Source organism: Martinezella multihospitum, assembly GCF_900094585.1.
Lineage (GTDB): Bacteria > Pseudomonadota > Alphaproteobacteria > Rhizobiales > Rhizobiaceae > Rhizobium > Rhizobium multihospitium.
This window is the reverse complement of the sequence record NZ_FMAG01000001.1, coordinates 921,330-947,959: the sequence shown is the minus strand read 5'-3', so window position 1 is coordinate 947,959 and position 26,630 is coordinate 921,330. Positions and strand designations below refer to the sequence as shown.

The 26,630-nt window shown below is 58.8% G+C and carries 24 protein-coding genes; 12 read left to right on the top strand and 12 right to left on the bottom strand.

All coding sequences use genetic code 11. From position 1 onward, the window contains the following. Positions 1-234 precede the first annotated feature (234 nt). Together GA0061103_RS04265 and GA0061103_RS04260 are read right to left on the bottom strand one after the other, a co-directional pair. Complete coding sequence (locus GA0061103_RS04265; RefSeq protein ID WP_092707371.1) at positions 235-1,539, bottom strand: sigma-54-dependent transcriptional regulator; 1,305 nt, start codon at positions 1,537-1,539, stop codon at positions 235-237. Continuing rightward, positions 1,536-3,242, bottom strand: a complete 1,707-nt coding sequence (locus tag GA0061103_RS04260) for an ATP-binding protein (protein ID WP_245304650.1) — start codon at positions 3,240-3,242, stop codon at positions 1,536-1,538. The genes GA0061103_RS04265 and GA0061103_RS04260 overlap by 4 nt, the downstream gene beginning before the upstream one ends. Positions 3,243-3,645: 403 nt before the next feature. Here GA0061103_RS04260 and GA0061103_RS04255 point away from each other — a divergent pair, with 403 nt between their 5' ends. Continuing rightward, on the top strand, positions 3,646-4,971 hold the full coding sequence (locus GA0061103_RS04255; RefSeq protein WP_092707367.1) for an MFS transporter: 1,326 nt from the start codon (positions 3,646-3,648) through the stop codon (positions 4,969-4,971). Between the two features lie 186 nt (positions 4,972-5,157). Here the strand turns inward: GA0061103_RS04255 and GA0061103_RS04250 are convergent, their stop codons facing one another. From GA0061103_RS04250 to GA0061103_RS04240, 3 genes are all read right to left on the bottom strand, one after another. Further along, on the bottom strand, positions 5,158-5,439 hold the full coding sequence (locus tag GA0061103_RS04250; RefSeq protein WP_092707365.1) for a hypothetical protein: 282 nt from the start codon (positions 5,437-5,439) through the stop codon (positions 5,158-5,160). Positions 5,440-5,800: 361 nt separating this feature from the next. After that, positions 5,801-6,433, bottom strand: coding sequence for a Vgb family protein (locus GA0061103_RS04245; RefSeq protein ID WP_092707363.1), 633 nt, complete (start codon positions 6,431-6,433; stop codon positions 5,801-5,803). Between the two features lie 48 nt (positions 6,434-6,481). Beyond that, the gene (locus GA0061103_RS04240; protein ID WP_092707361.1) at positions 6,482-7,702 is read right to left on the bottom strand and encodes a helix-turn-helix domain-containing protein; all 1,221 of its coding nucleotides are present in this window, start codon (positions 7,700-7,702) and stop codon (positions 6,482-6,484) included. Positions 7,703-7,822: 120 nt separating this feature from the next. Between GA0061103_RS04240 and GA0061103_RS04235 the strand changes: the two genes are divergently transcribed. Then, positions 7,823-8,620, top strand: a complete 798-nt coding sequence (locus GA0061103_RS04235; protein WP_092707359.1) for a DUF899 domain-containing protein — start codon at positions 7,823-7,825, stop codon at positions 8,618-8,620. Then, positions 8,620-8,904, top strand: coding sequence for a hypothetical protein (locus tag GA0061103_RS04230; RefSeq protein WP_092707357.1), 285 nt, complete (start codon positions 8,620-8,622; stop codon positions 8,902-8,904). The genes GA0061103_RS04235 and GA0061103_RS04230 overlap by 1 nt, the downstream gene beginning before the upstream one ends. 110 nt (positions 8,905-9,014) lie before the next feature. Here GA0061103_RS04230 and GA0061103_RS04225 read toward each other — a convergent pair whose 3' ends face one another. After that, complete coding sequence (locus tag GA0061103_RS04225) at positions 9,015-10,256, bottom strand: NAD(P)/FAD-dependent oxidoreductase (protein WP_092707355.1); 1,242 nt, start codon at positions 10,254-10,256, stop codon at positions 9,015-9,017. Then, on the bottom strand, positions 10,256-10,678 hold the full coding sequence (locus GA0061103_RS34680; protein WP_141694417.1) for a hypothetical protein: 423 nt from the start codon (positions 10,676-10,678) through the stop codon (positions 10,256-10,258). The genes GA0061103_RS04225 and GA0061103_RS34680 overlap by 1 nt, the downstream gene beginning before the upstream one ends. 39 nt (positions 10,679-10,717) lie before the next feature. Between GA0061103_RS34680 and GA0061103_RS04215 the strand changes: the two genes are divergently transcribed. Beyond that, a complete protein-coding gene (locus GA0061103_RS04215; RefSeq protein ID WP_092708631.1) occupies positions 10,718-11,755 on the top strand; it encodes an Ldh family oxidoreductase in 1,038 nt (345 codons plus the stop codon). Between the two features lie 93 nt (positions 11,756-11,848). Here GA0061103_RS04215 and GA0061103_RS04210 read toward each other — a convergent pair whose 3' ends face one another. The 3 genes from GA0061103_RS04210 to GA0061103_RS04200 form a co-directional block, all read right to left on the bottom strand. Further along, a complete protein-coding gene (locus GA0061103_RS04210; protein WP_092707351.1) occupies positions 11,849-12,811 on the bottom strand; it encodes a dihydrodipicolinate synthase family protein in 963 nt (320 codons plus the stop codon). A gap of 125 nt (positions 12,812-12,936) precedes the next feature. Then, positions 12,937-13,638: a GntR family transcriptional regulator gene (locus GA0061103_RS04205; RefSeq protein ID WP_092707349.1), complete on the bottom strand. Its 702-nt coding sequence runs from the start codon at positions 13,636-13,638 to the stop codon at positions 12,937-12,939. 263 nt (positions 13,639-13,901) lie between these two features. After that, positions 13,902-15,068, bottom strand: coding sequence for a GGDEF domain-containing protein (locus GA0061103_RS04200; protein ID WP_092707347.1), 1,167 nt, complete (start codon positions 15,066-15,068; stop codon positions 13,902-13,904). Between the two features lie 358 nt (positions 15,069-15,426). Between GA0061103_RS04200 and GA0061103_RS04195 the strand changes: the two genes are divergently transcribed. The 4 genes from GA0061103_RS04195 to GA0061103_RS04180 all read left to right on the top strand — a co-directional run bounded on the left by GA0061103_RS04195 (position 15,427) and on the right by GA0061103_RS04180 (position 18,356). After that, complete coding sequence (locus tag GA0061103_RS04195; protein ID WP_092707345.1) at positions 15,427-16,299, top strand: ornithine carbamoyltransferase; 873 nt, start codon at positions 15,427-15,429, stop codon at positions 16,297-16,299. A gap of 141 nt (positions 16,300-16,440) precedes the next feature. Next, on the top strand, positions 16,441-16,875 hold the full coding sequence (locus GA0061103_RS04190; RefSeq protein WP_208603478.1) for a hypothetical protein: 435 nt from the start codon (positions 16,441-16,443) through the stop codon (positions 16,873-16,875). Between the two features lie 175 nt (positions 16,876-17,050). Further along, the gene (locus tag GA0061103_RS04185) at positions 17,051-17,488 is read left to right on the top strand and encodes a DoxX family protein (RefSeq protein ID WP_208603477.1); all 438 of its coding nucleotides are present in this window, start codon (positions 17,051-17,053) and stop codon (positions 17,486-17,488) included. 361 nt (positions 17,489-17,849) lie between these two features. Then, the gene (locus GA0061103_RS04180; protein ID WP_092707343.1) at positions 17,850-18,356 is read left to right on the top strand and encodes an HIT family protein; all 507 of its coding nucleotides are present in this window, start codon (positions 17,850-17,852) and stop codon (positions 18,354-18,356) included. Positions 18,357-18,835: 479 nt separating this feature from the next. On the opposite strand, the gene GA0061103_RS04175 is transcribed toward GA0061103_RS04180, so the two are convergent. Continuing rightward, entirely contained in the window at positions 18,836-19,372 is a 537-nt protein-coding gene (locus GA0061103_RS04175) for a hypothetical protein (RefSeq protein ID WP_245304649.1), read from the bottom strand. A 910-nt stretch (positions 19,373-20,282) separates the two neighbouring features. Between GA0061103_RS04175 and GA0061103_RS04170 the strand changes: the two genes are divergently transcribed. The 4 genes from GA0061103_RS04170 to repC all read left to right on the top strand — a co-directional run bounded on the left by GA0061103_RS04170 (position 20,283) and on the right by repC (position 24,892). Next, positions 20,283-20,759 carry a ProQ/FINO family protein gene (locus GA0061103_RS04170; RefSeq protein WP_092707341.1) on the top strand — a complete coding sequence of 159 codons (477 nt, stop codon included), beginning with the start codon at positions 20,283-20,285 and terminating at the stop codon, positions 20,757-20,759. A gap of 464 nt (positions 20,760-21,223) precedes the next feature. After that, a complete protein-coding gene (gene repA, locus GA0061103_RS04165; RefSeq protein WP_092707339.1) occupies positions 21,224-22,417 on the top strand; it encodes a plasmid partitioning protein RepA in 1,194 nt (397 codons plus the stop codon). 4 nt (positions 22,418-22,421) lie between these two features. Beyond that, on the top strand, positions 22,422-23,423 hold the full coding sequence (gene repB, locus GA0061103_RS04160; RefSeq protein WP_092707337.1) for a plasmid partitioning protein RepB: 1,002 nt from the start codon (positions 22,422-22,424) through the stop codon (positions 23,421-23,423). A gap of 155 nt (positions 23,424-23,578) precedes the next feature. Then, entirely contained in the window at positions 23,579-24,892 is a 1,314-nt protein-coding gene (gene repC / locus GA0061103_RS04155) for a plasmid replication protein RepC (protein WP_092707336.1), read from the top strand. A gap of 488 nt (positions 24,893-25,380) precedes the next feature. Here the strand turns inward: repC and GA0061103_RS04150 are convergent, their stop codons facing one another. Beyond that, positions 25,381-26,388 carry a hypothetical protein gene (locus tag GA0061103_RS04150; protein ID WP_092707334.1) on the bottom strand — a complete coding sequence of 336 codons (1,008 nt, stop codon included), beginning with the start codon at positions 26,386-26,388 and terminating at the stop codon, positions 25,381-25,383. Positions 26,389-26,630: the final 242 nt, after the last annotated feature.

Sequence of the window (26,630 nt, the reverse complement as noted above, 5' to 3'; positions counted from 1 at the left end):
AGCTCTCTAATTTAACTGCTGCATCATGCAGACGAGCCACAATATCCTAACATGTATTAATTATTCTCTATTTTCACGCAGAATAATTATGATTAATACACAGTTAATCTAATTTATACATCGCATATCTATAAAGATATGGAGAAAATTACACTCAATACACGTCACGACGCCAAGTTGAGCAAGTAAAACTATACTCGTCCTGTTCCTTTCACTCTCGACATAGGCCCCGTCTCACTTACGGTAGGACGATGGATTGATGCCGTGACGTTGCAGACGGGCATAGAGACTTCGGCGCGGCAGTTTGAGCGCCTGCGCGACCTCAGAAATATCCCCTTCATATCGCTCCAGCGTGGCCCGCAGAATGTTCGCCTCGAAGTGATCCATCTGATCGGAGAGGCCGAGCTCCATGGAAGGCTGGCTGCGAGCGGAGGCGAGGCCAAGCGCCGCTTGGGTCGCGTAGTTGCGCAGCTCCCGGACATTGCCCAGCCAATCGTCGGTTAGAAATCGCTCCTCCATTGCGGCATCGATGGGTGGACGCGGCACACCGTGCAAGCGAGCGGCCTCGTCGAGGAAGGCGCTGAACAGCAGGCCGATATCGGCGCGGCGCTCCCGCAGGGGTGGAATGCGGATCCGCACGGTTTCCAACCGATAGAGCAGATCCGCACGAACGCTGTGATCGGCCACCGAACCATGCGGATCTTTTTTCGTCGCAGCGACGATGCGGAGATCGACAGGGGCCGGCTCGCCGCTCGCCGAAGGCAGCTCGCGCTCCTCGACGACCCGCAGAAGCCGGCCCTGCAGCAGGGGTGACATGCTGTCAATCTCGTCGAGAAACAGCGTGCCGCGATCGGCCTCGGCAATGCGCCCGCGCCGGACGCGGTTTCCGAACAGGGTTTCGTCGGCGATCGCATCCGGCAGAGCGGCACAATCGACCGCGACGAAACTGCGGGCGCGCCGCCTGCTCCAGCGGTGGATGAGGCGGGCCACGAGCTCCTTGCCGGTGCCGGTTTCGCCTTCGACCAGAACATCCACGTCTGCATTTGCGACCTGACGGATCGTTTCACGTAATCGTGCCATGACCGTCGTCTGGCCGAGGAGCGGCGACGCATCCTCCGCCTCGGCGGCTGCCTGCCGCAAGCGCCGGTTTTCCAGCACCAGGCGGCGCGTCTCCAGCGCCCGCCGCACGGATGCGATCAGGTGATCGGTGGCAAAGGGCTTGGCAATAAAATCGTAGGCGCCCTGTTTCAATGCACCGACCGCCATGGCGATATCGCCGTGGCCTGTCATCAGGATAACAGGCAAGTCCGGATCGCGCGCCAGCACTGCCTCCAGCAGATCGTGCCCATCGATGCGCGGCAGGCGGATGTCACTGACGATCACACCGGGCAATGCGGTTGCAAGACTTGCCAGCGCCGATTGCCCATCACCATGCGTCTCCACATCGAAGCCCGCTATGACGAAGGAATCGGTGAGCGCTGCACTGAAGGGACCATCGTCCTCGACCAGAAGGATTTTCTGCGACGCTTCCAGGGTCATGCTCGCCTCATCGTCATTATGAAAGCCGCGCCACCAAGCGGTGAAGGGCCGATGGTCAATGATCCGCCGAGATCGTTCATGATATCCTGCGCAATCCCGAGCCCAAGGCCGAGCCCATCGGGCTTGCCGGTCATGAATGGGCGGAATATTTCCTTGGCCAGTAGAGGATCGATGCCGGGGCCATTGTCGGCGACGGTGAGCCTCACCACATCCTTGCCGTCGGCGTCGACGAGCAGGGCGACATGAGGGTCAGCAATCTCGGCAACGGCGTCGATGGCGTTCTGCATGAGATTGACGATGACCTGCTCCAGCCGCACACGTTCGGCAAGCACATGCGGCTGCCCTTCCGCCGGCAGATCCAGCCGCACACCCGCTTTGCGAAACCGGTTTCCGACCAGCAGCAAGGCGCCGGCTATGACGGCGTCAAGCGGCTCCGCTCCCGCCGCGTGCCGACCCCGCCGTGAAAACCGTCGCATCTCCTGGGTAATCGTCCCGATACGTGCCGTCACCTCGACCGCAGCATCGAGATTGGCGCCAACGCGATCGAGACGATTGGCCGCGAGATGATGGCGGGCATTCTCGGCGAGGGTGCGGATGGTGGCGACCGGCTGGTTGATTTCATGCATCAATCCCGCCGTGATCGAACCGACGGAAGCGAGCCGATTGGCTTGCGCAAGTTCCTCGCGGGCATCGCGATAACGATCCTCGGCCCGCGTCCGTTCGGCCATCTCACCGCGCAGCTCGGCCGTGCGCGCGGTGACAGCCTCCTCAAGCGCCCGCCGATCGGCAGCCGCTCTTGCTGCACGCGTCATGCGCCACCAGATCGCGGCCGCGATGACGGCCAGCCCCAGGATGGCGGGCAGCGCCAGAAGCCAGGCCTCCGCCTGCGCTTCCTGCAACGCGGTACGGGTGTCAAGAAGATGCAGGAGGCGCAGACGCGTGCCGGCGACCGGCTGCTCCGCCGCAATCAAGATCTGATGCCGTGGACCGCGTATACGACCAGCATCCTCGGCGCGATACTTGCCCGGCCCCAGCGCGGCGTCGCGATATTGCCCGCTGGCGACGATGCCGGCCCGGTCTTCCGGCGACAGCGGTGCAAGCGCAGTCAGCACTTGCGACGGATCGGACGCGGCAAGGATGATCTGGTGTTCGTCAACGACAAGTGTCACGCCCGGATCATTAGCCCAGATCCGCGACACTGCATCGAACTCGAATTTGACGACCACGACCCCCGTCGGAGCGGCCGCATCGCCAACCCTGCGGGCCAGAAACAGGCCTGGCCGTCCGCTGATTGCTCCGGCGCCATAATATTCCGCCGTGCCATCTTTGAGCGCCTCGGAAAAATACGGACGGAAGCTGAAGTTCTTGCCAACGAAACTGTCTTCGGTCCCCGCATTCGATGCGGAAATCACAAGTCCCTTGTGATCGACAAGATAGATGATGTAGGCGCCGGTTTCGCGAGCCAGGAAGCCGAGCTTTTCATCAAGCCGACGGGCCGCATCCGCCGTAGGGCTTGCAAGCGCCTCGCCGAGATCGCGATATTCGCCGAGCACGATCGGAAGAAGCCGGAAACGTGCCAGCTCGCTGTCGAGCAGGCGACTATGCTGTGCCGCAAGCCCGCCTGCCTCCGCAGCCAGCCGCCCAAGCGCACCCTGGCGCGAAAGCGAGAGCGCCGCGCACCAGATGCCTATGGCGATGGCCAAGGCGGTCGCCGCCAGAAACACAATTCGCTTGAGGCTTGATCCACTCATCTGTGCAGATTATTGCACAAATTCCAAAATGGCTATGCAGAATCTTGCGCACAGCGCCGTGAAGGCCAGCCCAAAACCCAGAGAAAATCAGGATATATCAATGGGATATCCCTATGCAATCCTTAAATCTCGTCTCCCATGCCTTCCACACGTATCAATGTGGACACTGGGAGAGTGGTCCTCAATAGGTAGAAAAGCCGGCTGTCAGCCGGGCAATTGGCGTTGTCGATGCCGTCTCGAAGAGACTGGCCGGCAGCTATCTGCAGGCATACGGCCCCTCCCGGCGAACGTGTCGTTCGCAGCGGTTCATCGCGCGCTTACGACGATCCGAAGCAAGAACGGGAGGAGAGGCATAATGCTGAAGACATTCGAAGATCCCATCGTAACGACAGCAAAGGCGGAAGCAGCCGAACGGCGCAAACGTCTGAAATCGATTATCGGCGGTTCCACCGGCAATCTGGTCGAATGGTTCGACTGGTATGTCTATGCTGCATTCGCGCTCTATTTCGCACCGCATTTCTTCCCCGCCGGCGACCAGACGGCGCAGCTGTTGAATTCGGCGGCGGTCTTTGCCGTCGGTTTCGTCATGCGGCCGATCGGCGCCTGGATCATGGGGCTCTATGCCGACCGCAAGGGCCGCAAAGCCGGTCTCGCGCTCTCGGTGACGCTGATGTGTGCCGGCTCGCTGATCATCGCGCTGACGCCGGGATATGAAACCATCGGCGTGGTGGCACCAGCACTTCTGGTTCTCGCCCGCCTGATGCAGGGCCTGTCGGTCGGTGGCGAATATGGTGCCTCGGCAACCTATCTCTCCGAGATGGCCGGCCGCCAGCGCCGCGGATTCTTCTCGTCCTTTCAGTATGTCACACTGATCTCGGGCCAGCTTCTCGCAATCGCGCTGCTGATCGTGCTGCAGGCGGTGATGACGCCGGAAGAGCTGAATTCCTGGGGATGGCGCATTCCCTTCTTCATGGGAGCGGCACTTGCAGTCGTGGTCTTCTGGCTGCGGCGCGGCCTGGCCGAAACCGAAAGCTTCAAAAATGTACGCGCAAGCGATACGCAGAAATCCGGCTTCTGGATGCTCATCACCCGGCACCCCAAGGAAACCGCGCTCGTCATGCTGCTGACTGCCGGCGGCACGCTCGCCTTCTACGCCTATTCGATCTACATGCAGAAATTCCTGGTCAACACCTCCGGGTTCAGCCGGGAAACGTCGAGCGAGATAAACGCAATCACGCTGTTCATCTTCATGCTACTGCAGCCGATTGCGGGCGGGCTCTCCGACAAGATCGGCCGCAAGCCGCTGATGATCGGTTTCGGTCTCTGCGGTGTGCTGTTTACCTATCCGATCTTCTCGGCGCTCGAAACCACGAGGGATCCATTCATCGCCGGGCTACTCGTCATGGGCGCATTGGTCATCGTCACCGGCTACACATCGATCAATGCTGTCGTGAAGGCGGAGCTGTTTCCTGCACATATCCGAGCTCTCGGTGTCGCGTTGCCTTATGCTCTCGCCAACACACTATTCGGCGGCACAGCCGAATTCGTGGCGCTGAAATTCAAGAGCAGCGGCTGGGAACAGGGCTTCTATTGGTACGTGACCGCGATGATCGGCATTTCGCTGATCGTTTATCTCTTCATGCGGGATACGGCGAGAAACAGCGCCATCCAGGAAGATTGAGATAGCCGGCGCGGCGGAACGATTTCTGCTGACACAAGCTCAACCGAACAGGAAAGGCGGGACATCCATGATGTTCCGCCTGAGGCTTTTAGCAGTCTGCGGCATTTTGCGCTGAAATGCTTCGCTACCTGGGCCGTTTTCGACCTGATAAGCGATTGGAGGCTCGACCTTCGTCGGTCGCAACCGTCAATGCACCAGCGTACGGCTTTTCTTGCGCCCGTTCAGCAGGTGAATGAAAGTAATCCCCTGCTCCAGCAGCAGTTCGGCCGCTTTCAGATCGTTCGGGCCAAGATCGGACGAACAGCCGCGCAGATTGCATGCCAGGAACAGCGAATTGGTGACGGCGAGCGCATCGCCATCCTCCTCGGCCTCTTCGGCGGTGGCTTGCAGTACATCCGCGACGGCCGCCATAAGATCGGCACGCTCCTGCAAGTTCATTTCGCCAAGACTTTTCGTGATCTCACTCATGACTTCTCCTTGGCGCGCCCGATCATTCACGACATCCGTCGGGATCGGCGCAGCTCGCAACTTGGAAATGATTGAAATGCGGTTGGTAAGTGAAATATGGCAATGAAAGCCGGGACCGGCAAGGCATGGCTTCCATGTCTGAAACGCATGGCATTGCGGTTGGTTCAAAATGTGCGAGATGGCGATCGCAGGATCTAGCCCGAAGCCCCGTCTATGACTCGGCAAGTTTCAAGGTCGCGCTATCCAGTTGTGATCCGGATGCAATCTTTCAAGCCGGAGACGTAAGTCAACTCTTTCCAAACCCAGGCGCCCGGGGATCGATCGACCGATTCCAGGCGCAGGACGTCTCCGTTGCCGCCACTCAGCGCGGACGGCGAATTGCCCGCAGCTTGCCGCTACCGCCACCACCGGCGAAGAAGCGGTCCTTGCCATCGGATTCCAGGCCCGAAACGCCGGTACCTTCCGGCATTTCGAGCCGCTCCAAAACTTCGCCGGTCACCGGATCGACCCGGCGGACGTCGCTTTCGTCGCCCTCCCAGGTGCCGTGCCACAGTTCGCCATCGACCCATGTCACGCCGGTGACGATACGGTTGGATTCGATGGTGCGGCGGATGGCGCCGGTCTCCGGGTCTATCTCGTAGATCTTGCGGCCGCGATGCTGACCGACCCACAGGCTACCGTCGCTCCAGGCGAGGCCTGAATCACCGCCATTGCCTGGTGCAGGAATGGTCGCGAGGATCTTGCCCGTTCCGGGGTCGATCTTGTGAATCTGGTCCTCGGCGATCTGATAGAGATGGTGGCCGTCGAAAGCCGTGCCGGCATGGGAGGCGACGTCGATCGTGCGTACCTGCTCGCCGCTCTCCGGGTTCAGGGCATGCAGCTTCTCGCCGGAGGCGAACCAGACGTGCTGCCCGTCGAAGGTGACGCCGTTTACGCGCGGCGCATTGTCGAAGGGGCCGTATTCGCGAATGATTTCCGCTTGGGACTTTTTCATGGATGCATCCTCCAGTCGGGATTGAGTGAGTTTCGATGATGCAAAAGCTTAATCGCTGGGCAGTGGTCCCGGGAGTAACAATGTTGACGGGAAGCCGACCACCGGCGGCATCATCCAGCGGCGCGCCCGGCCGTTGCCGATGCCCTGCACCATCCCATCCGCGGCAAGTGCGTCGAGCGCGCGCTGCACCGTGCGCGGGCTTATCGCGAGCGCGATCGATAGCGCCGAACTCGACCAGGATTCTCCATCCGACAACAGGGCAAGCAGCGAGGCATTCTCGACTTCGACAGGCGGCGCCAGCACCACGACATCCCGCGTTCCTCGCGGTGTCAGCGCGAAGCCGTGCTGTGTCGCGTTGATATCGGCAAGGGGCTCCAGGGTGGCGCGAAGCCTGCCAATCTCAACCCTCAGTCTGGCCCTATGGGATTCGTCGGCATGACGGGCGCGGAACGCGCGGGAAAGCAGCAGCGCCCGCGTCGCATCGGCGGGTGCTGCCTCGGCCAACGTACGTGCCAGGGCAAAGAGCACCGGCCTGCTCGCAAGCGAGATGATGTCTCCGCCGCTGCGCACGACATTGCGGCAGGCATCGACGACCAGAGTATCGGACGTCAGAAGCGTCTCGACCTCATCGAGCGACAACAGCTTTTCCCTCCCCTGCGCAAGCAGGCGCGCCGCCGGCTCATCGAGCGCGCGCGCGGCATCGCGGACCTCGACGATAAGCGCCGGGATCCCGGCTTTGCCGGCCGCCTCCACGGCGCGCACCAGAGCGGCGCGTGCCGGCTGGATGCGCAGGCGGCGGATGGCGATGCCGGCAACCGCCAGTTCATGGCTTGCCCTTGCAGCAGGTGGCAGGGGCGACGGATCGAGTTTTGCGAGCAGCCGTTCGGCCTCGTCCAGATGACCGACCAGCAGCAGACGCCGTAGCTGCAGATTGCGGGCATGGGCAGCATTGATTTGGTCGCCATGTTTTTCGAGAGCGGCCCGTGCCGTCTCCAGCGCCTTCTCGGGCCAGCCGAGGTCGCGCGAGACAAGGGCGATTTCTGCTTCGGCCACGATGCAGCGGGCACGGGCAACCGCTTCGCGCGGGCCGAAGGCGCGCGCAGCACTCTTCAGCAACGCCTTCGCGCGGGTAAGGTCGCCCAGCTGCGCCATTGCAATGCCGCGCAATGCCAGCGCCGGGGCATCGTCGCGCAGCGCCACGCGCTTCAGCGCACCCAGCACGTCGCCTGATGCAAGCGCCTGGGCGGCCGCGACGATCAGCGAGTCCATCGAAATCCCGTCACACTTGTAACTCCCACCCTTTACGCCTCCAGCGGTAAGTTATCGCATATCGGCTGGCAAGATGCAGCGCCGACAAGGATAGACCTGACAGACAAGAGGAGATGAACCATGACGACGCATAGGACAGGAACGCGCAAGGAATGGCTTTCGGCACGGCTTTCCCTGCTGGAGCAGGAAAAAGAGCTGACCCGCCGCAGCGACGAGATTGCTGCACACCGCCAGGAATTGCCCTGGGTGAAGGTGGAAAAGGACTATCGGCTTGAGACCGAGCAGGGTGTCGTTCCGCTCTCGGGCCTCTTCAAGGGGCGCTCGCAGCTTCTCGTCTATCATTTCATGTTCGGAACGGACTATACGGCCGGTTGTCCATCCTGCTCGTCGATCGCGGACGGCTTCAACGGCATCGCTGTGCACCTTGAAAACCATGATGTCGCCTTTTCGGCGGTCTCCCGCGCACCTCTCATGAAATTGCAGGAATTCAAGCGGCGTATGGGCTGGACTTTCGATTGGGCCTCCTCCGCCAACAGCGATTTCAACCATGATTTCAATGTCTGGTTCACGCCGGAGGAACAGCGCGACGGCGGCATCGAATATAATTACCGTCGCGAGCCGCCAATACCCGACGCTCAGGCGGGCAAGACGATGCAGCAGTGGGAGCTGCGCGGCAGCGAAGGCCCGGTCGAACTGATGGCGTCAATGACGGGAACGGATGTCGCGACCTATACGCGCGACCGGCCTGGCGTCAGCGCCTTCGCGATGCAGGATGGCGATATTTATCACACCTATTCCTCCTATGCCCGCGGCCTTGATGGCCTCTGGGGCATGTACCAGTGGCTCGACCGCGCGCCGCTCGGCCGCAACGAGGCCGGCGTGTGGTGGCGGCACCACGACCGCTATGGAGCAAACTGATGTCACGCTCATCCGAAATCGATGAAAGGGTCGGCGGACATTCCGCCGTCCCTGCCCTGCCCACGGTTGCCGGCCGCTGGCTGGCAATGGCCGCCGCGCCAAGCTTCGCTCTCATGACGGTGCTATCGGCCTATGGTACAGCCGGCGACATGATCTGCTCCGCGCATGATGGCTCGATGCTCGGCGGGATGGTACCGATGTATCTGCTCATGAGCCTCTTCCATTGCGGGCCATGGCTGAAACTTCTCGCGAGAGAAGGAAATGGCGCCCGCGTGCCAGGCTAGTCCCGGCAGCATTAGCCGGCTTTACAATACGACCACACGGCGGCCGGCGGATGAGGGATCGTTTTGCCGGCCGCCATAATCGACCATTGAGCATGATCCTGCGGCTTCTGTCAGAAGCGTTGCGGCGAGAATGGCGTCAGATCGATCGCCGGCTCCTGCCATGTCAGGAGGTCGGCGACGATGCGCGCGGTGCCGGCCGATTGGGTCAGACCAAGATGGCCATGACCAAAGGCGTAAATTACGTCCGGCGTCGCCCTGGCGCTACCGATCGCAGGCAGGCTGTCGGGCAGCGATGGCCGGAAGCCCATCCACTGCACACCGCCCCCCGGCCTGAGACCAGTCAGGAAGCTACGGGCCTTCTGCAGCATGGCTTCGGAACGGCGAAAATTCGGCGGCAAGGCCAATCCGCCCAGCTCCACCGCACCGCCGACACGAATGCCGGTCGAAAGCTTGCTGACGACGAAGCCATGGCCGCCGAAGGTGATCTGTGTGCGCAGGTCGAAGGCATCGGCCGGAAGCGTCGTGTTGTAGCCGCGTTCAGTTTCGAGCGGTATGTGCTCGCCGAGCGTTTTGGCGATCCGATGCGAGAAGGCGCCGGCAGCCAGGACGACCTTGCCGGCCTGGCGCAACTTTCCATCCGCAGCCACCGCCTCGACCCCAACCGGAAGTGCCCGAAGCGACGAAATCTGCGATGTCTCGATGATGCCGCCGCGGCTGCGAAAATGCGCAGCCAGCGCCAGCGTGTAAAGCTTGGGATCGGCGATGGAATACCAGCCGGGCGTGAAGGTGCCGAGGATGAAGCGCGATGCCAACCCGGGCTGGATCGCTGCCATCTCGTCAGCTTTCAGATGCTGGAATTCGATGCCGTGATTGCGGCGAACCTCCCAACCTGGCAGAGAGCCGCGAAATTCCGCCTCGCTTTCATAGACCTGAAGATTGCCTTCCTTGCGCAGCATGGAGAGCGTGTCCGTCGCGGCAAGGAAAGGTTCCAACTCGGACTTGGAAAGATCCATCAGGCTTGTCTGCGCCGCCGTGGAGTGGGCAACGCGCGAGGGCTGGCAGGCACGCCAGAACCGAAACATCCAGGGCGCGATCTTGAGCGCATAGGACGGCGGCACCGAGAGCGGACCAAGGGGATCGAGGAGCCATTTCGGCGCCTTTTTCAAAATGCCGGGAGACGCCAGCGGCAGGATATCCGTGAAGGCAAAGGCACCGGCATTGCCGGCGGAAGCGCCAGCGGCGGGTCCCTCGCGGTCGACCACCACGACACTCAAGCCGCGTGACTGCGCTGCGATCGCGGTGGAAAGACCGACGACACCGGCGCCAATGACGATAACGTCCGGTCTTGCCATCAACGTACGCTCAAGAAAGATTTCTGCTGATGCTGCGGCGCGACGAAAATCTGTTCGGGCTTGCCGATCTCGGCCATGACGCTCTGATGGAAATAGGCGACGCGATCCGAGACATCGCGGATAAACGCTGTTCTAAGCGTTAGGCAGATCATGGTCATCCCTCCTCCCGGTGCGGGATCAAGCGCGGATATTACGTCATCAAACAACATATGTTCCGGCGACATGGCAAGCCTTCTTGTCGGAAGGATCGAGAACATCTCGGCAACGCCGGTATGGGTTTGCTTTACCGTCATTTCTTCAGCTGCAGCGGCCTGATATTTGCGGGTGACGGCAATTTCACTGAAATTCCTCAGCCGAAGTCGAAATGTGCAACGGCATCGCATGTCGATTTTTTGTATTCTTTTTGTATTTATGATTTTCAAGTCTATGATGCAAGCGAGCATAGTATGGGAGAACCAAAATTGACTGACGTGACCACCCTGACACCGGATGCGCTGCGAGGCCGCGTCGAAGCGATCCTCTCAAAAGCCGGCATCAATGCGCAGCAGGCCGGTGCAATCGCGCGGGTGATCGTCGCCGGCGAACGTGACGCCTGCAAGTCCCACGGCATCTACCGCATCGAAGGTGTGTTGCGCGCGGTCAAGGCCGGCAAGGCACGGCCGGATGCAGTGCCGGTGCTCGAACAAAATGATGGCTCCGCCATCGTTCGCGTCGATGCCAGGAGCGGCTTTTCCAATGCTGCCTTCGAGCTCGGCATGCCGGTGCTTGCCGAACGGGCTCGCCGCTTCGGCATTGCCGCACTCGCCATCAACGACTGCACGCATTTCGCCGCGCTCTGGCCAGAGGTGGAAGCGCTGACGGATCGAGGCCTTGCCGCCTTTGCCATGTGCCCGAGCTATTCCACCGTGGCGCCGGCTGGCGGCACGGCGCCGCTGCTGGGAACGAACCCCTTCGCCTTCGGCTGGCCGCGCCTTGACAGTCCGCCCTATGTTTTCGATTTCGCGACTTCGGTTGCCGCCCGCGGCGAGATCGAGCTGCATCGACGCGCCGGCAAGCCTCTCCCGGAAGGCTGGGCGATCGATGCCGGCGGCCAACCGACCACGGATCCGGAAGCCGCTTTGGCCGGCGCAATGCTGCCGTTCGGGGGGCACAAGGGTTCAGCCATCGGCACGATGATCGAACTTCTGGCCGGTGTCATGATCGGCGATTTCACCAGCCGCGAGGCACTTGATTATCTCGGCTCGACGGCTTTCGCACCGCGGCACGGCGAACTCATCGTCGCCTTCTCGCCGGAGGCCTTCGCAGCTGGTCGACCTGGAAGTCCGCTCGCCCACGCCGAAGTGCTGTTCGAAGCGATTGTCGGCCAAGGCGCACGCCTGCCCTCGCAACGTCGCTTCGCCGCTCGCGCTCGTGCGGAAAAAGACGGCATCCCGCTGACCGCAGAGGAAATCCGCCAACTCGATCGCCTAGAGGAACTTGGCCTCGACGCCGTGGTCTGAGCAATGTCGAAATGTAATTGAAAGCTAACGTAAGATAACAAAAAGAGGCCCATTCGGGCCTCTCACATTTGGACTTAAGCTATTGCGGCCGCCTCAGGCCTTGTAGTTTTCCACCGCGCCGGGAAGCTTGCTCCACTCGGCATACCAGCTGTTGAACAGCTTGAACTGCGCCTCGACATAGCCGCGCTGGCTGTCGTTCGGGACGTCGCTTTCGTTGAAGTGCAGCTCATATTCCTTGTCTCCCTTCAGCACCATCATGTGCTTGAAGAAGAGAACCAGATCCGGACCTTCGTCGAAGGACGACAGGACGGCGAGCGCCTGCTCGAGTTCAAGCGCGCGCTGGCGTGCATCGACATCGCCCTTGGCCGCAGCCTGCGCGAGGTTGCAGAGATGAATGACTTCCTTGGGCAGGACGTTGCCGATGCCGGTGATGGCACCCGTCGCGCCGCAATTGACGAAACCGTGGAACACGGCCGTATCGACACCGATCATCAGCGTGACGTCATCGTCGCGGCTGGTGATGTTTTCGGCGGCATAGCGCATGTCGGCCGGACCGCCGAACTCCTTGAAGCCGACAAGGTTGGAATGTTCGGCGCGCAGTGCGAAGAACAGGTCGGCGCGGGTGGCAAAGCCATAATAGGGGCTGTTGTAGATGACGGCCGGCAGATCGGGTGCCGCCGACAGGATCGCCTTGAAATGCGCCTTCTGGGCCGCGATCACCGAGCCGCGCGACAGCACGCGCGGGATGACCATCAGACCCTTCGCACCGACCTTCTGCGCGTGTGCCGCATGGGCGACGGCCGATGCCGTATTGACGGCGCCGGTGCCGACGATGACGGGCACGCCCGCCTTGGCCAGCCGCTCGACGCCCTCCATGCGCTGCGCATCGGTCAGCAGCGGCCAATCGCCCATCGAGCCGCAATAGACGACGGCCGACATGCCCTCGGCGATCAGCTGCTTGCCCTTGCGCACCAGCGCATCGAAGTCAGGACTGCGATCCGGTTTGCACGGGGTCATGAGCGCCGGGATCACCCCGGAGAAAATGCTGGACTTCATCTTTCTATCCTCTTGGGCCGGGGGGTGGATCGGCTACCAGCCCAGCAGCATCCGCCGCCGCGCCTCACCGTCTTTGCAGCATTGATATACCTTTGTATTTATTTTGTCGACAAGAAATATGCAGCTCAAAGGCTGACGTCGAGACGATCCCCGCGCATCAGCAATTTCTGTATCTGAGCGACGATCTGTTCGGCATGTTCGCGCGCGAGGCGCTCGGCAAGTTCCGTATCCCGCGCCTCGACGGCGGCAATGATTTCATCATGCTCCTCGACGAAGCGACGCGGCAGACGATCGTTGTAGGATTGGTAATAGAGGCGCAGGAGACGCCGGCCCTCATTCAGCAATCGCGAGAAGAGGCTGGTGAAATAGGGGTTGCGGCCAGCCTCGGCGATCGCAAGATGCAGCGCGACGTTGGTGGAGATCATGGCGAGCGCATCCTGTGCTTCGACGGCATCGGCGAATTCAGCCTGAAGCACGCGCACGCCCTCGAGATCTTCCGGACGGTGATATTTTGCAGCAAGCTGCGTTGTCACCCGATACATCAGCACCAGCGCATCGAAATAGCTGTGCATGTTGAGGAAGTCGATCTGCGAGACCATGGTCGAGCGGTTGGGCAGCGTATCGATCAGCCCCTCGCCTGCCAGCCGCACCAACGCTTCACGGATCGGCGTACGCGACATGCCGAAGCGTTCGGAAAGCTGCACCTCGTCGATGGGACTGCCCGGCGGCAGTTCCAGATCCAGAATCTCGTCCCGCAAGATATCATAGACCACCTTTACGCCGGAGCCGCGCTTGCGCTCGTTTCGGAGGCTTGTTTCATTGTCCATGGCTAACTGACCTCTTCTTTCAGCGTGAGAAATAAAGGGGCATGCCAGCTAAATCAACGTCGCTTCCCGGCATTCCAGGCCTTTGCCAAAAATCGAGATTTGTCCCTCTTCTATCCAGCAACCTCGATGCCGACCACTGGGCTCTGTGGCGGTCTGCTAGCAACATGGTACGCCGGTCGCTCTCGGGCACCCCCCTATCCCGTTTCCGGGTATTCTTTCGAACCCGCCTTCAGGCTACAATGATCCGGTGAGTTGATCGGGGATTATGCCGAGCGAACGTAACCTTCAGCGACGAAGTCGCTGTTTGCGTCACAAACCCGGTTTCGTCCGCCTGCCTTCGCCAGATACAGGGCGCGATCCGCTTCGCGACAAAGCTCGGAAAGCGACTTGCATTCCCGGCTCACCTTCGAAATGCCAATGCTTGTCGTCACCACCGCATCGGCACCGAGATCCGGAAATCGGGTTCGCTGAACAGCTTCCCGAATGCGCTCGGCCTGAACAAGCGGGTCTCCTGCCTTCAAGGGAAGAAAGATTATGAACTCCTCTCCTCCCTGCCGCGCGAAAATGGCGGACGCAGGCAGGATCGCCTCTATCGTTCGCGAGACGGCGACAAGAACTTCATCTCCCGCCGCATGGCCCCAACGGTCGTTAACATGCTTGAAGTGATCGATATCGAGATAGAGAATGGCATCTCCATCCCGAAGCCGTCCGGAAGCGTTCTCGTTGAAGAAGCGGCGATTATAAAGACCGGTCAGGCCATCTCGCTCGGCTGTTTGTCTGAGTTTTACCTGTTGGCGCTCGCTTATGAAAATGACGATCGACAGCGCCAGCACGAACTTGGAAAGGATCATCAGCAGAAAGCCGCTCGCCACATCGAGAAGGACGAAAGAATGGAACGAAAACTCGAAGGCCATTATCAGCGATAGCAGGCTGCAGGCCAATAATATTGCAGCAACGAATTTTCTGATCGGCAACGGTTCGCGAAAGGAGTCCCTGAAGATGACGATCGCCGCGCCGGCAAGCATCACGCAGGCGAGGAAATTGAATGTCGCCGCCCGATATGTATTGTTCAAATGAAATGCCGTGAGGGCTCCGACGAACAAGGTCAACAGTCCAGGCAGCAATGCGAGAGTCGGTATCACCTTTCTGTCGGGGTCGCTGATCACCACGAAAGACGAGCCGAGCAACGAATATCCAAGCACGGCGCAAACGAGATTGATGAGGCTGAGAGGCGCATAGAATGCCGGGTAGGTTTCGGCATATCCGGCCAATGTTGATGCCGCAGCGAGAATTACGAAGCTTGAGGCGAGCAGACCAACGCCGCGGCTTTCATTCGAACTGTATTTCAAATAACCCAAAGTCACCGCACCAGCGATATAGGATGTCTTTTGGAGAAAGAGCACCGTCGGCATGTCTAATTCATTGATCATCGAAAACTACCAAAATAGCCGGAAAGCATCGCGGCTCCGATACTCCGAACGATCTAAAGATTTTGCCAATGGGGCCGCCAAAGATCTTGCCAATGAAGCATCTGCGATAAGTCTTTGCCGAAAGCAGATCACCGCCATGGGCGGAACTAGCATCAAGGTCGCGACGGTGACGGCCGGCACCGTCTGAGTCGAGATCACGCAAGCTCCGGACCTCATGTCGGCCTCCGGAAAGGTAAAACCGTCGACGGCAGCGCCGGGCGGCTGACGCTTCTCTCCATTGCGCCGGATCGAAAACTGCCTAGGGTGAGCGCCTCGCCTCCGTTGCGGAGGGTCTGCTGAATTCAACCTGGGAAACGCTATGAATTTTACGTCGAACAGAGATTTTCTCGAGTTTCACTCGTTGCCCCCGAGCATTACCCTTGGGATTATTGACCGAGCGGACCAACTTGCAAGGCATTGGCATGAGCGCACCATGCCGCAAGCCCTGTTCGGCAAGCGCGTCGGCATCATTGTCGACGACACGGGATGGAGAAACACGACCGCTTTCGATCTCGGCGTGAAAGCGATGGGCGGCATATCCGCTCAACCTCCCATCAACTTCAGCACTCGCGAACCCACAGCCGATCTAGCGGGCTACCTCGATAATTGGTTTGATCTTCTTGTCGTCAGGACAAAAGAGCTTGCAACCCTGCATGAACTTGCCGCCGCCGCGGAAGCACCCGTCATCAATGCCCGAACAAGAACCAATCACCCTTGCGAAACGCTTGGCGATCTTGCCTATATCAAGAGCGTAAGAGGAACGCTTGATGGCCTCAAGGTTGTCGGAATTGCGCCAGACGCCAATATATTGAGATCATGGGTCGAGGCATCGCGATCGATGCCGATGCACATGGTTCAGGTCTATCCGGAGCGCTGGCACGTCACCGACCCGGACCTTCTGAACCCGAATTTTGAAAGCAGCACGGACATTCGCCATCTGCTCGATGCGGACGTCATCATTACCGATTCATGGCCAACGGATGCAGAGGAAGAGACGCTGGCCGAGTATCGGGTGTCGGCTTCGATTCTCAACGAAGGAAAGCAAGGCACTATCTTTTTGCCGTGTCCACCAGTCACGAGAGGTCGGGAAGTGACGGTGGATGCAATGCTGTATCCAGCCTGCCAAAGCCAAGTGGCCAAGGCATTTTTGCTTCACGCCCAGAATGCTTTGATGGAGTGGATGACTGCGTAATCGTCCATGGCCGCATGTCCTGCGAAGCGATGCAAATGGCGACCACGAAGCTGATTGGTTTTCGAACTTTGAAGCGACGGAAGAGCTTTGACTATTGAGGCTGCTGCATGACACAAATCCTGAAAATCGGAATCGTGGGCAATGATCTGGTTTGATGCCTCTCTTGAAAAGCGTGCTGACGACGATCTTCTGCGGCGTTCCATTGCTGCCGTGCTCTGCGTCGATGCAGACAGCGTGGACGTAATCCATGACATAGCGCAAATCGCGGATATGCCGGCAACATGCCTGGTGTCGTCGGAATCTTTCGATGACTATTCGCAGATCATCAGCATCTACCACTCCAGTGACCTGCACCCTCCGCCCATTCTTGAAGCTGCCAGCCAACTGGCACGACTGCTCCAGAGATCGCTCCTAGTGGCCAACGACGAGACAACGAACCCCTATTCTTTCATTCTGATATCCGGTACCGGAGAGCCTTCTGTCGTCCTGGTGGATCCCGTCGAACTGGACGAGAACGATCGCTATGTCATCACGAGCCATATTCTTGGCGCGGGCGGACAATCGCGGGAGTCTTGAAAGACGCCGCATCGTTCGAATTGACGCACAACGCTGCAATAACCCCATCCGCTATCACACAGGTGCCTCATGCTTCCCGGGATCAGCGCCGGCAAATAATTTCCGTCCACCTTGTCGGAATCACCTTCGGTTGGCCGTCCTTGGAATATCAGCCACATCAACCCGGAGGGATATCGTGGAAAACGCTCAATCAATTTGGCAGACAGCCGCCATTCTCATCGCTCGCCTCATCTTCACCGCCGTCTTCGTGATGGCCGTCTCGTTCAAGTTTATGGATATGAGCGCGACCGCCAGCTATATTGCCGCCGCCGGCTTCCCGTTTCCATTATTCCTGGCTTGGTGTGCCGCGATCCTTGAAGTGCTGCTTGCCGTTGCTTTCTTGACCGGTGCTTTGTTCGTCCCCGCAGCGCTCGCTGCAGCCGTTTATGTCATCTTCCTTGGATTCTCATTCCATGGTCCGGCTCGTTGGGCCGGCAACCAAGCTGAATTCGGCTTCTTCGTCGATCACTTTGTTTTCGTAGCCGGACTACTCTTCGCCGCCGTACACGGGCCGGGCAGCGTGCTTGCCATAAGGCGGGCGCCCTGGTCGGACAATAATGCCGCTTCGGCATGATCTGAAGCTTGCCGTACCATTCCCTTTTGACGGCAGACGGGTAAGTGCGCTAGCGCGTCGGCAGGCTTGCCGAAAGCTAGCGTACTTAAGCCCCAACTTGCAGCACGTCCGTCGCATCATGAGGCGCTAGCAGCTTGGAACTCTGCTCCCTGTGAAGCGCAGAGTTATTTATCGTTCGATTGACAGGCGGCGCTCGCCGCTCGTTCCACCGAGTTTGAACATGCCATCCAATCTGCTCCACGTACCGTAGCATCGGTACGTGGAGCAGATTGGATGGCATTGCTGGAGCAACTTCACAACCTGAGCTGATGCGCTAAATTGAAAGCCGATACGCCGCCGAGCAACAAGGTAGAAGCTCAGAATGAACGACCGGCAACCATTTGATCTCAAAGCCTATGTGCACGACAGCGAAACAAAACCATGCTTCATCTGCGGCTTGGTCAGGAATGATCCCTCCTGCTTTCACCATCGCATTTTTGAGAACGACGAGACGATTATTTTCCTGAGCAAGTATCCAACATTGCCTGGTTACTGCCTTGTCTGCCCGAGAGAGCACCGAGAGGATTTGGCTCAAGATCTGTCGACGGAAGAATATCTCCGATTACAGGAAAAGGTGCACCTGTTGTCTCGCGCCCTCAAAAAGGTGTTTCACGCCGAGCGAATTTATGTGCTTTCACTCGGTAGTCAACAAGCCAACAGCCACTTACATTTTCATGTCGTCCCCTTGCCTGCAGGTGTACCGCTCAAGGAACAGCAATACCATGCTTTGATGGCGGAGCACGGGGTTCTGCGTATAGCTGATGACCAAATGGCACAAATGGCGCGGCGGATCACTGAAGCCTATCATTCTGAGCTGACCGCATCATAGTTCGGCTTTAGGCCTCCGTTGGAACTTGCGGTTCAAAGAGATGATAGCAGGTATCCTGTGATACACCGGCGATGCAGGGCAGGAGATCTTGGCCTAAAGGATGATCGTCAGATTGGTGCGGCCGCCAATTCAGCCAGCGGTGGTATTTTGCGTTCGTCGGCTTCCAAGCCGAAACGATCCCCCTTTCTGCCCCACTTACGATGCTGCGGCCCGGAAACGCCAAACGACGGGTTTCACAATAGCTTGAGATTATGGTTAATACTTCGCCTAGCCGAAGCTATTTAAGATTTTGCTTCCGCCACACGCGACCACCCCTACAATCAAATTCAGGCGATGCCGAGAAACCGGATACGGAGATATCGAACCAAGAGCCGCTTCGGAGCAGCAGATTGCGCCCCAGGGCTCCTCTTCCGCGGAAGACCATATGCCGTTGCCTTCCAGCCGCAGGAAAAAGCAGCGGCGTCACACCCCGGTGCACACTACTTCGGTAGTGATTGCATACTCTTCATGGCTTCGAGATCTTCATGCGAGACGAACTCGCAAGCCAGCAGCGTCTTGCCGGGGAAGGCCGCGGATTCGCGGGCGACCACGGACACCACTCCCATCTCGGTCGCGGGTTGCTCAGCCTTGCGCAAAGCCCGCCCATATGACTTCGTTGCGGTGCCGAGAAGATTGCCAAGCCCATCCGATGTCAGGTGATAGGTCTTGGCCAGATCGTCCGCCCGCAAGCCCTCGACCAGAATGCCGAAGCTCGTTCCGGCGAAGACGACTTCATTCGCCTTGAAGCCTTGGCGGCCAAAGTCCGCGGACATTTTATAGACAGCAGCCGTCATGAGCGACGTATCCGCCTTCGCGAGCTTTTCAGCCTCGTCATACATCTTTGTCGCGCTGGCCGTCGAATAAGGCGGCTTGCAAAGGGCGGCATCGAAGAAGGAAGATTTGTCGAAAGCCAACGCACTCGAACCGAACATGAGTGAAACGACGATACCCAGTGAAAGGGATGCTGCTATGTTCAAGAATACTTCCCCCGATGACTGACGAGCCATTCGAACTTGGATCGTGTCGGCCGTGCTGCTGTATCTACCGCTACGACCGCCGTCAGCCAAGCCGCCCATAACAACTATCTCCAGATTTTTCATCGGCTCACAGATTACGTCGCAATACCCGCGGAATATGCTTCAACCTATGAAAGCCGCACCCTGATATAGAGCCGCCTCTTCAATGCGCCGAAGGTCGTCAGCTTGGCTTGACGACGCTAGAGGAGTATCGCGCGTTCCCGCTCGATAGCTGCCCCTGCCCTCCATGGCTTTATTCTCGGAACCCCGCTTCGTCTGCGGCACCACTCAAATGCGAATGCTCTTTCCCTGCCTTGCCGATGAAAGATGCTACGGGGCGCCGGAGGATAGCAATGGCGAGCGTCGGACAACCGAAGCCAGCAGCTGGTGTGGGAAGCGAAGTTCAAATCTGAACAATACTCTGCTGCGCCACCCGGCGCGCAGACCACTCGAAAGATGCGGCCAGTCTGAACAACCGCAAACCTGACGAGCACCATCGACCGCCGCCAATCGGCCGCAACTTGCTCCGCCGGCATGTGGTTTGCGACCGCCCGGATAAAGAGCCCTCCCTCTTTGAGACACGACGGTCCGCACAAACCCGAGCCCTGCGACATTTTCGCAGGCAGCTTGTTACAAATTCGGGATTGAGGGAAGATGCGCCGCGTACGCGCTACCTATCGCGGCTTTGCGAAAGCTAGCCGTCCAACCATAAAAATCTCGTTAACCAAAAACTTGCTGCAGGCTGCACCACCTCATATATGAACGTCGGCTTGGCGTGAGGGCGAACAAGCGGGGACAGATTTCTTTGCCATCCCGTCAAAATCACTTCACAATCAGTCCGTAATGGAATTGCACGCAGAGGAACGATTTGATGGAAGAACCCTGGACAACCAATCGCGAGCCGATCGTGGCGACCGAGCTCGATGTCAAGAAGGCAGCCGCGATCAACACGCTCTTGCTCCACCCCATCGGTATCCTGCCCGTCAAAGCCGGCGATCCTATCCGTCCTTTTGCACTTGGCCTCTGGAATGAAATCCGTCCGCTTTTGAAAGCTGACGTGCCGGTCATGTCTCTGCGTCGCTCCACCAGCGCGTTTCTGCATTCCAAGCGATATTATCATGCCTGCGCCCAGCCGGATTCCATGCGGCACGATCTCGCCGGCAATCCCGTCGAGCCGCTTTCGGCCGAAGACAGGCTTGCCGCACAGCAGCGCCTGATCACGCTGCGTCAAACGCAGGCCAAGGCTGCGGTCCAACGCGAAGAGCCGCCACCACCGCCAGCCTTGAGCAAAGCCGAACTTATTCGAGCCTCCCTGCTCGGCCGACGTTCCGATCGCGCCGCCCGCTGATGCGCCCTGGGCGCATCGCTTCATAGCCTCTTCATCATTATTGCAATGACTGTAACGGAAGCGCTTCGCCTCTGGCGCATTGACGCGGTGGGCGGCAATTCCGGCTGCGTCCCGGTAGTCCGCGGACTACCGGTGAGTTGATCTCCATCCACGAAGTATCGCCCTTAGATGCGATCATTCCAGAAGCCTGCCGGGTCTCCAGCGAGAGTGGTCCGCGGACTACTCACCACTCATCCAGGAATACCGGGCGAAGCGAATCACTTTCCGGATCGGCCTGGCTCAAATCGTCGGGATAGTAAAGCGGCCGCAGATCGAACGTCGCAACACGCTGTTGACGCGCAAAAATGCATCAAAAACTGCCTTTTATCTAAGCATTTGTAAAACGGACACGAATCGGAGCATATTGTAACTGCGTAGTTCAGTAGCATTCTGTCACAATTGCGCAGTTAATTGGGAAAACAACCATGCAGCCGAGTCTTGTGCTACAAGAAGATCAAGAGCACCTTCCAACGCTTCTGGCGACAGATGCGCAGGAATTGTCTTATCAGCTCCAGCAACATCAGGCAAAGATCTTCCCGCCTCAGTCACAGAAAACTATGCGGATGTTTTCGCCGGCCGAAGCCGCTTCCTTCATCGGTATCGGCGAGGGTTATCTTCGCCAGATCGCAGCCGAAGGTCATGGACCCGACCCGCTTTCCAATGGGCGCCGGCTTTATGCCGCCGAAGACATGGACCGCATCCGCAAGGTACTGGATGAGCGCAACGGGACACCCAAATATGTCCCCTGGCGCAGAGGATCGGAAAAGCTTCAGATCATCTCGGTCATGAATTTCAAGGGTGGTTCGGGCAAAACCACCACTGCCGCCCACCTCGCCCAGTATCTGGCGCTGAGGGGCTATCGCGTGCTGGCCATCGATCTCGATCCGCAGGCCTCCTTGTCTGCCCTCTTCGGTCATCAGCCGGAACTCGATGTTGGTGAAAATGAAACGCTCTACGGCGCCATCCGCTATGAAGAGCCGCGTCCGATCGCCGATATCGTCCGCTCGACCTACACACCGAACCTGCATCTGATCCCCGGCAATCTCGAGCTCATGGAGTTCGAGCACGAAACGCCGCGCGCAATGGCGGCAGGACGTGCGGAGACGATGTTCTTTGCTCGCATTGGTGAGGTTCTGACCGAGATCGAGAGTTTCTACGATGTCGTTGTCATCGATTGCCCACCGCAGCTGGGTTTCCTGACGATGTCTGCGCTCTGCGCCGCGACATCGATCCTCATCACCGTTCATCCGCAGATGCTCGACGTCATGTCCATGTCGCAGTTTCTCACCATGACGAGCGAACTCATGTCCGTAGTCGAGAATGCGGGTGGGCGCACCAGCTACGATTGGATGCGCTATCTCGTCACTCGTTTCGAACCGAACGACGGGCCACAAAGCCAGATGACCGGCTTCATGCGAGCAATCTTCGGCAATCGCATGCTGCAGAATGCCATGGTCAAGTCGACGGCCGTCGCCGATGCCGGCGTCACCAAACAAACGCTTTATGAGGTCGATCGTGCCCAATTCACCAGGGGTACCTACGACCGGGCTCTGGATTCGCTCAATCTCGTCAACAGCGAGATCGAGACGCATCTCCGCCTGACTTGGGGAAGGAAATAAATAGATGGCGCGCAAAAATCTCCTTGAAATCTCGGCGCCGAATACGGCGCGCTCGGATGCGCCAGCAGCAAAGGACAATCGTCCGATTGCCGGCTTCCTGCCGCAGGCGAGGGGTGCCGGTCCGGTGGGCGGCATTACGAGGACGCTCGGAAACATCACGGAGAAGATGGAGCGCGCCAGCGACCTTGAACGGCAGCTGGCGGAAGGACAGACGGTCGTCGACATCGATCCCGATGTCATCGACGGATCCTTCGTTACCGATCGCCTCGAAATAGATCCGATTGAGCTCGGCCAGCTCGTCGAGCAGATACGCGAGCACGGCCAGCAGGTTCCGATCCTCGTGCGACCGCATCCGGAGTCCAAGGGGCGCTTTCAGGTGGCCTACGGCCATCGCCGTCTGGCCGCTGCGAAGGAGCTCGGCATCAAGGTGCGCGCGGTCGTGCGTCAGCTCACGGATGACCAGCTGGTGGTCAGTCAGGGCCAGGAAAACAGCGCACGCACCAATCTCTCCTATGTCGAGCGAGCGTTGTTTGCATTGCGCCTCGAGCAGCGCGGTTTCGGCCGCGATACCATCATGGCAGCACTCGGCGTGGATAAGGCAGCGCTTTCCAAGATGCTGATCGTCACGAGACAGGTGCCTCTGCCGCTTATCAGCGCAATTGGACCCGCCCCCGAGATCGGCCGCAGACGATGGCTGGAGCTGGGAGAGCGTCTTGAGAGCATTGCATCCGAGCCGATCGTTGCCGAGTTGTCCGCGGACAACTATCGGAAGATGTCTAGCGACGAGCGCTTCCAGCGTGCACTCATTCTGGCAACGGGAAAGCCCGCTTCTGCCAAGAGCGCCGCAGTTCCCTCATCCATAACCGGAGTTCCGGTAACCTTTAAGCGAACGCCAGCGCGCGCCACCTTTGTTTTCGACAGCAAGGCTGCGCCTGGTTTCGACGAGTTCGTGCAGGAGAGACTGCAATCTCTCTTCAACGAGTTTCAGCAAGGAAAGGAAACGTAACCCGCAAAAGAAAAAGGCCCCCAAACGACGTCGTCGTGGAAGCCCTTCTCTGATCTTAAGCAAATCGAGAATCGCATTTCCCCGAATCACAGTCAAGAGTCTTTGACGCCGTTTTGGTGAGCTGTCTTCTTTTGCCACAACGTAGGTGAAAGAAAATGGAAGCCGAATATGTGACGACGCCTTTTGGGCGGCGGCCGATGACGCTTGCCATGTTGATGGCTCAAAGACGAGCCGAGCATGGGAAGCCCATCAGATCCGTCGACAAATGGAAGATTTATCGTGCGCTCTGTGAAGCCAAGCCTCTTCTCGGGGTGACGGATCGTGCGCTTGCAGTTCTCAATGCCCTCTTGAGCTTCTATCCGAAGAACGAACTATCGGATGACGCCAACCTGATCGTGTTTCCCTCGAACGCGCAGCTCTCCTTGCGCGCCCATGGGATGGCCGAGCAAACCATTCGCCGCCACTTGGCTGCGTTGATCGCTGCCGGGCTTCTCGTGCGCAGAGATAGCCCCAACGGCAAGCGTTATGCTCGCCGGAGCAGGGCAGGGGACCTCAATGAGGCCTTTGGCTTCTCATTGGCGCCCCTTCTCGCACGCGCTGAAGAGATCGAACATCTCGCCGCCCAGGTTGCGGCCGAGCGGTTCCATATCCAGAGCCTGCGCGAGCGCATTAGCCTCCACAGACGCGATATCGCCAAGCTGATCGAAACCGCCCTTACCGAGGCTGTAGAAGGCCCCTGGGAAGCCGTCTATGTGGCTTTCCGTGCCTTGATCGACGGGGTTTCGCGATCTCCGACCGCAATGGAGCTGGACGTTCTCCTGGATAAGCTCAGCCGTCTGCACGACCAAATCATCAACCAATTGGAAACACACGTAAAAGCCACGAAACTAGGCGGCAATCCCTATCAAAATGAGCGGCACATACAGAATTCAGACTCCGAATCCTTTATTGAATCTGAAATCGAGGCCAAACAGCGAGAAGTGCTGCTAGACGAGACTACAGTCCCGCGGACAATTCCCGCGACACCGGAAGCCCTAACATCTCCAGGAGCTATCGAACCAGCATCTTCAACATCACACAGCTCTCGCATTGAAGCTCGCAAGAAGACTCCGGCGGAACTGAAGTCTTTCCCACTAGACCTCATTCTCCGCGCCTGCCCGGACATCATGGCTTATGGACCGGCAGGAACCATCAGCAACTGGCGTGATCTGCTTACAGCCTCGATCATCGTCAAATCAACACTCGATATCAGCCCTGGAGCCCATCAGGAGGCTTGCAGGATCATGGGGACAGAAAATGCTGCCACCGTGATCGCCTGCATCCTCCAACGTGCCCCACACATCAATTCAGCCGGCGGCTATCTTCGCGATCTGACACGGCGAACGGAGAAAGGAGAGTTTGCGGTCGGTCCCATGCTTATGAGCCTTCTGCGGGCAAATACCACCACGATCGCGCGAAAGGTGGCCTAGCTGGTTCCAATTTCAATGTGAAAAGATTGATATCCGGTACCGCCTAGGCTCTAATTTCGCAGCGCTGTTCTAATGCAGACCTGATCGCGTCTGCTGAGACGCATCGACACCAGTTTTCGTTGATGCGAAAGATGGCGTGCGACCTTCGTGCAGGGCTAGCGGCAGCAAAAGGAAAGATAGCTTCTGATTGCGGCGTTATTTCAATGAAATCAATCGGCTAGAGACTATGTAAAATTCAGTCAATTTGGCTGAATAAGTCATGGGAGGCGCTCTTATCGCCCGCCGATGCCCAGCTTTTATGCCGTTTTTACCAGCAAATGTCCATATATTTTCGCGTCCTTGATCCAGTACAGCGGTATCCACAGGCGAGGATACTGGGCGGCATGCTGACGGCGACAGGAGAAATTGCATCCCGGCGCGCTTAAACGGGCGCAGCAATGATCCCGGCCGTCACCTGCCAAATTTCTTGATTTAGCCCTCGGGATCGGTCACGGCTGGTCGCAAATCGGGATCGGCTTGGCAGGCGGTGCCGGATGGTCCTTCTTGTACTGGACGATGATTGGCTCGAGGCTTTCCTTGGGCCAGAACTTGGGCGTGCCGATCTCCTTCAGGCAGGAGTCGTTCCAATACAGTCCGGATTGGGCCGGAGAGCGCCCCGCCGCAACGGTCTTGGCGATCGCCTTGATGTCCGAGGACTCCGGATAGATGTAAAGTGTGGTCGGATTGTCCTTCACCATGGAGATAATCTGATTGGCATCCGATGCTGCCCAGCTTGTGCAGCCGTCGCTGCGGCCGCCGGCATATTCCACCAGCTTTCCGAGCGGAACATAGCCGTCGCGGTTGGCATAGGGGCTCTGCGGATCCTTCTTCATGCAGATGCCCGCAACCTTGGCGGCGGCATGTCCGCCGATCGCCCGCTGCCGTGCATTAGCGGTATCGCCTTCACCATCGAATTGGAGGAACGTTCGGAGGTAGGCGGCTTCCTTCGTCTGTGAGAGACGATAGTAGCCCTTGAAGGTCGTCTTCGTCTCCTCCGTCACATAGGAACCGCCCGTCGTCAGGTTCGAGTCCATCGCATTGCCGAAGTTCTTGGCGCACATGCGTCCATTGCCGAAATCTGCGACGCCCTTGAGATCGCGGCCGCTGCCGTGGCCGGATGAAACGACACGGAAGGTCTGTGTCGCCTCGCAGACGATATAGAAGCGGCCAGCGGACTTGCCATCATTTGGAGTGTTTGGACGGGTTGCGTCCATGGCGAAATAGCAGGGATTTTTGACCGTGCCTTCGCTCACTTTTCGCATGTAGAGCGCGCGTGCTCTTTGCAGGACTGGTTGGGCTATCTGTCCGTCGCCAGTACCGACATAGGCTCCGAGCCAAGCCGGAATATCCGGCTGCCGGGCGGCTGCCAGGGATTGCGATATTGCGGGAATGACGAGAGCGAGGGAGCAAAGGCTGAGCATCTGGGGGACGCTTCGAAGGGCATATCTCAACCGCACGGAATTAGTTCTCCTATCAAATATCCTGGGTCCGCATGCGCCGCTGCCGTCAAAAGCAATGTTGACAGCCTGCCTGCCCCACAAGCTCGCCTGCCACACGCTTAGACCCAGAATTCATATTTGTGCGCTGCTTTGCTGAACGAGACCCTAACAGATGCGGGAAATCCTGGCTGACAAGGAAAATCGCTCGCCTGCCATTGATTGGCTCCATCCGTTTTGCGCCAGCATTCTTCAGCGATCAC

Bases quoted from the DNA above. Each gene is read 5' to 3' on its own strand.
- GA0061103_RS04190 (WP_208603478.1), top strand. From the start codon at position 16,441: ATGATCTGGTTTGATGCCTCTCTTGAAAAGCGTGCTGACGACGATCTT.
- GA0061103_RS04205 (WP_092707349.1), bottom strand. From the start codon at position 13,638: ATGGACAATGAAACAAGCCTCCGAAACGAGCGCAAGCGCGGCTCCGGC.
- repC (WP_092707336.1), top strand. From the start codon at position 23,579: ATGGAAGCCGAATATGTGACGACGCCTTTTGGGCGGCGGCCGATGACG.
- GA0061103_RS04230 (WP_092707357.1), top strand. From the start codon at position 8,620: ATGTCACGCTCATCCGAAATCGATGAAAGGGTCGGCGGACATTCCGCC.
- GA0061103_RS04210 (WP_092707351.1), bottom strand. From the start codon at position 12,811: ATGAAGTCCAGCATTTTCTCCGGGGTGATCCCGGCGCTCATGACCCCG.
- GA0061103_RS04250 (WP_092707365.1), bottom strand. From the start codon at position 5,439: ATGAGTGAGATCACGAAAAGTCTTGGCGAAATGAACTTGCAGGAGCGT.
- repB (WP_092707337.1), top strand. From the start codon at position 22,422: ATGGCGCGCAAAAATCTCCTTGAAATCTCGGCGCCGAATACGGCGCGC.
- GA0061103_RS04180 (WP_092707343.1), top strand. From the start codon at position 17,850: ATGAACGACCGGCAACCATTTGATCTCAAAGCCTATGTGCACGACAGC.
- GA0061103_RS04255 (WP_092707367.1), top strand. From the start codon at position 3,646: ATGCTGAAGACATTCGAAGATCCCATCGTAACGACAGCAAAGGCGGAA.
- GA0061103_RS04170 (WP_092707341.1), top strand. From the start codon at position 20,283: ATGGAAGAACCCTGGACAACCAATCGCGAGCCGATCGTGGCGACCGAG.
- GA0061103_RS04265 (WP_092707371.1), bottom strand. From the start codon at position 1,539: ATGACCCTGGAAGCGTCGCAGAAAATCCTTCTGGTCGAGGACGATGGT.
- GA0061103_RS04225 (WP_092707355.1), bottom strand. From the start codon at position 10,256: ATGGCAAGACCGGACGTTATCGTCATTGGCGCCGGTGTCGTCGGTCTT.
- GA0061103_RS04195 (WP_092707345.1), top strand. From the start codon at position 15,427: ATGAATTTTACGTCGAACAGAGATTTTCTCGAGTTTCACTCGTTGCCC.
- GA0061103_RS04240 (WP_092707361.1), bottom strand. From the start codon at position 7,702: ATGGACTCGCTGATCGTCGCGGCCGCCCAGGCGCTTGCATCAGGCGAC.
- GA0061103_RS04235 (WP_092707359.1), top strand. From the start codon at position 7,823: ATGACGACGCATAGGACAGGAACGCGCAAGGAATGGCTTTCGGCACGG.
- GA0061103_RS04200 (WP_092707347.1), bottom strand. From the start codon at position 15,068: ATGATCAATGAATTAGACATGCCGACGGTGCTCTTTCTCCAAAAGACA.
- repA (WP_092707339.1), top strand. From the start codon at position 21,224: ATGCAGCCGAGTCTTGTGCTACAAGAAGATCAAGAGCACCTTCCAACG.
- GA0061103_RS04245 (WP_092707363.1), bottom strand. From the start codon at position 6,433: ATGAAAAAGTCCCAAGCGGAAATCATTCGCGAATACGGCCCCTTCGAC.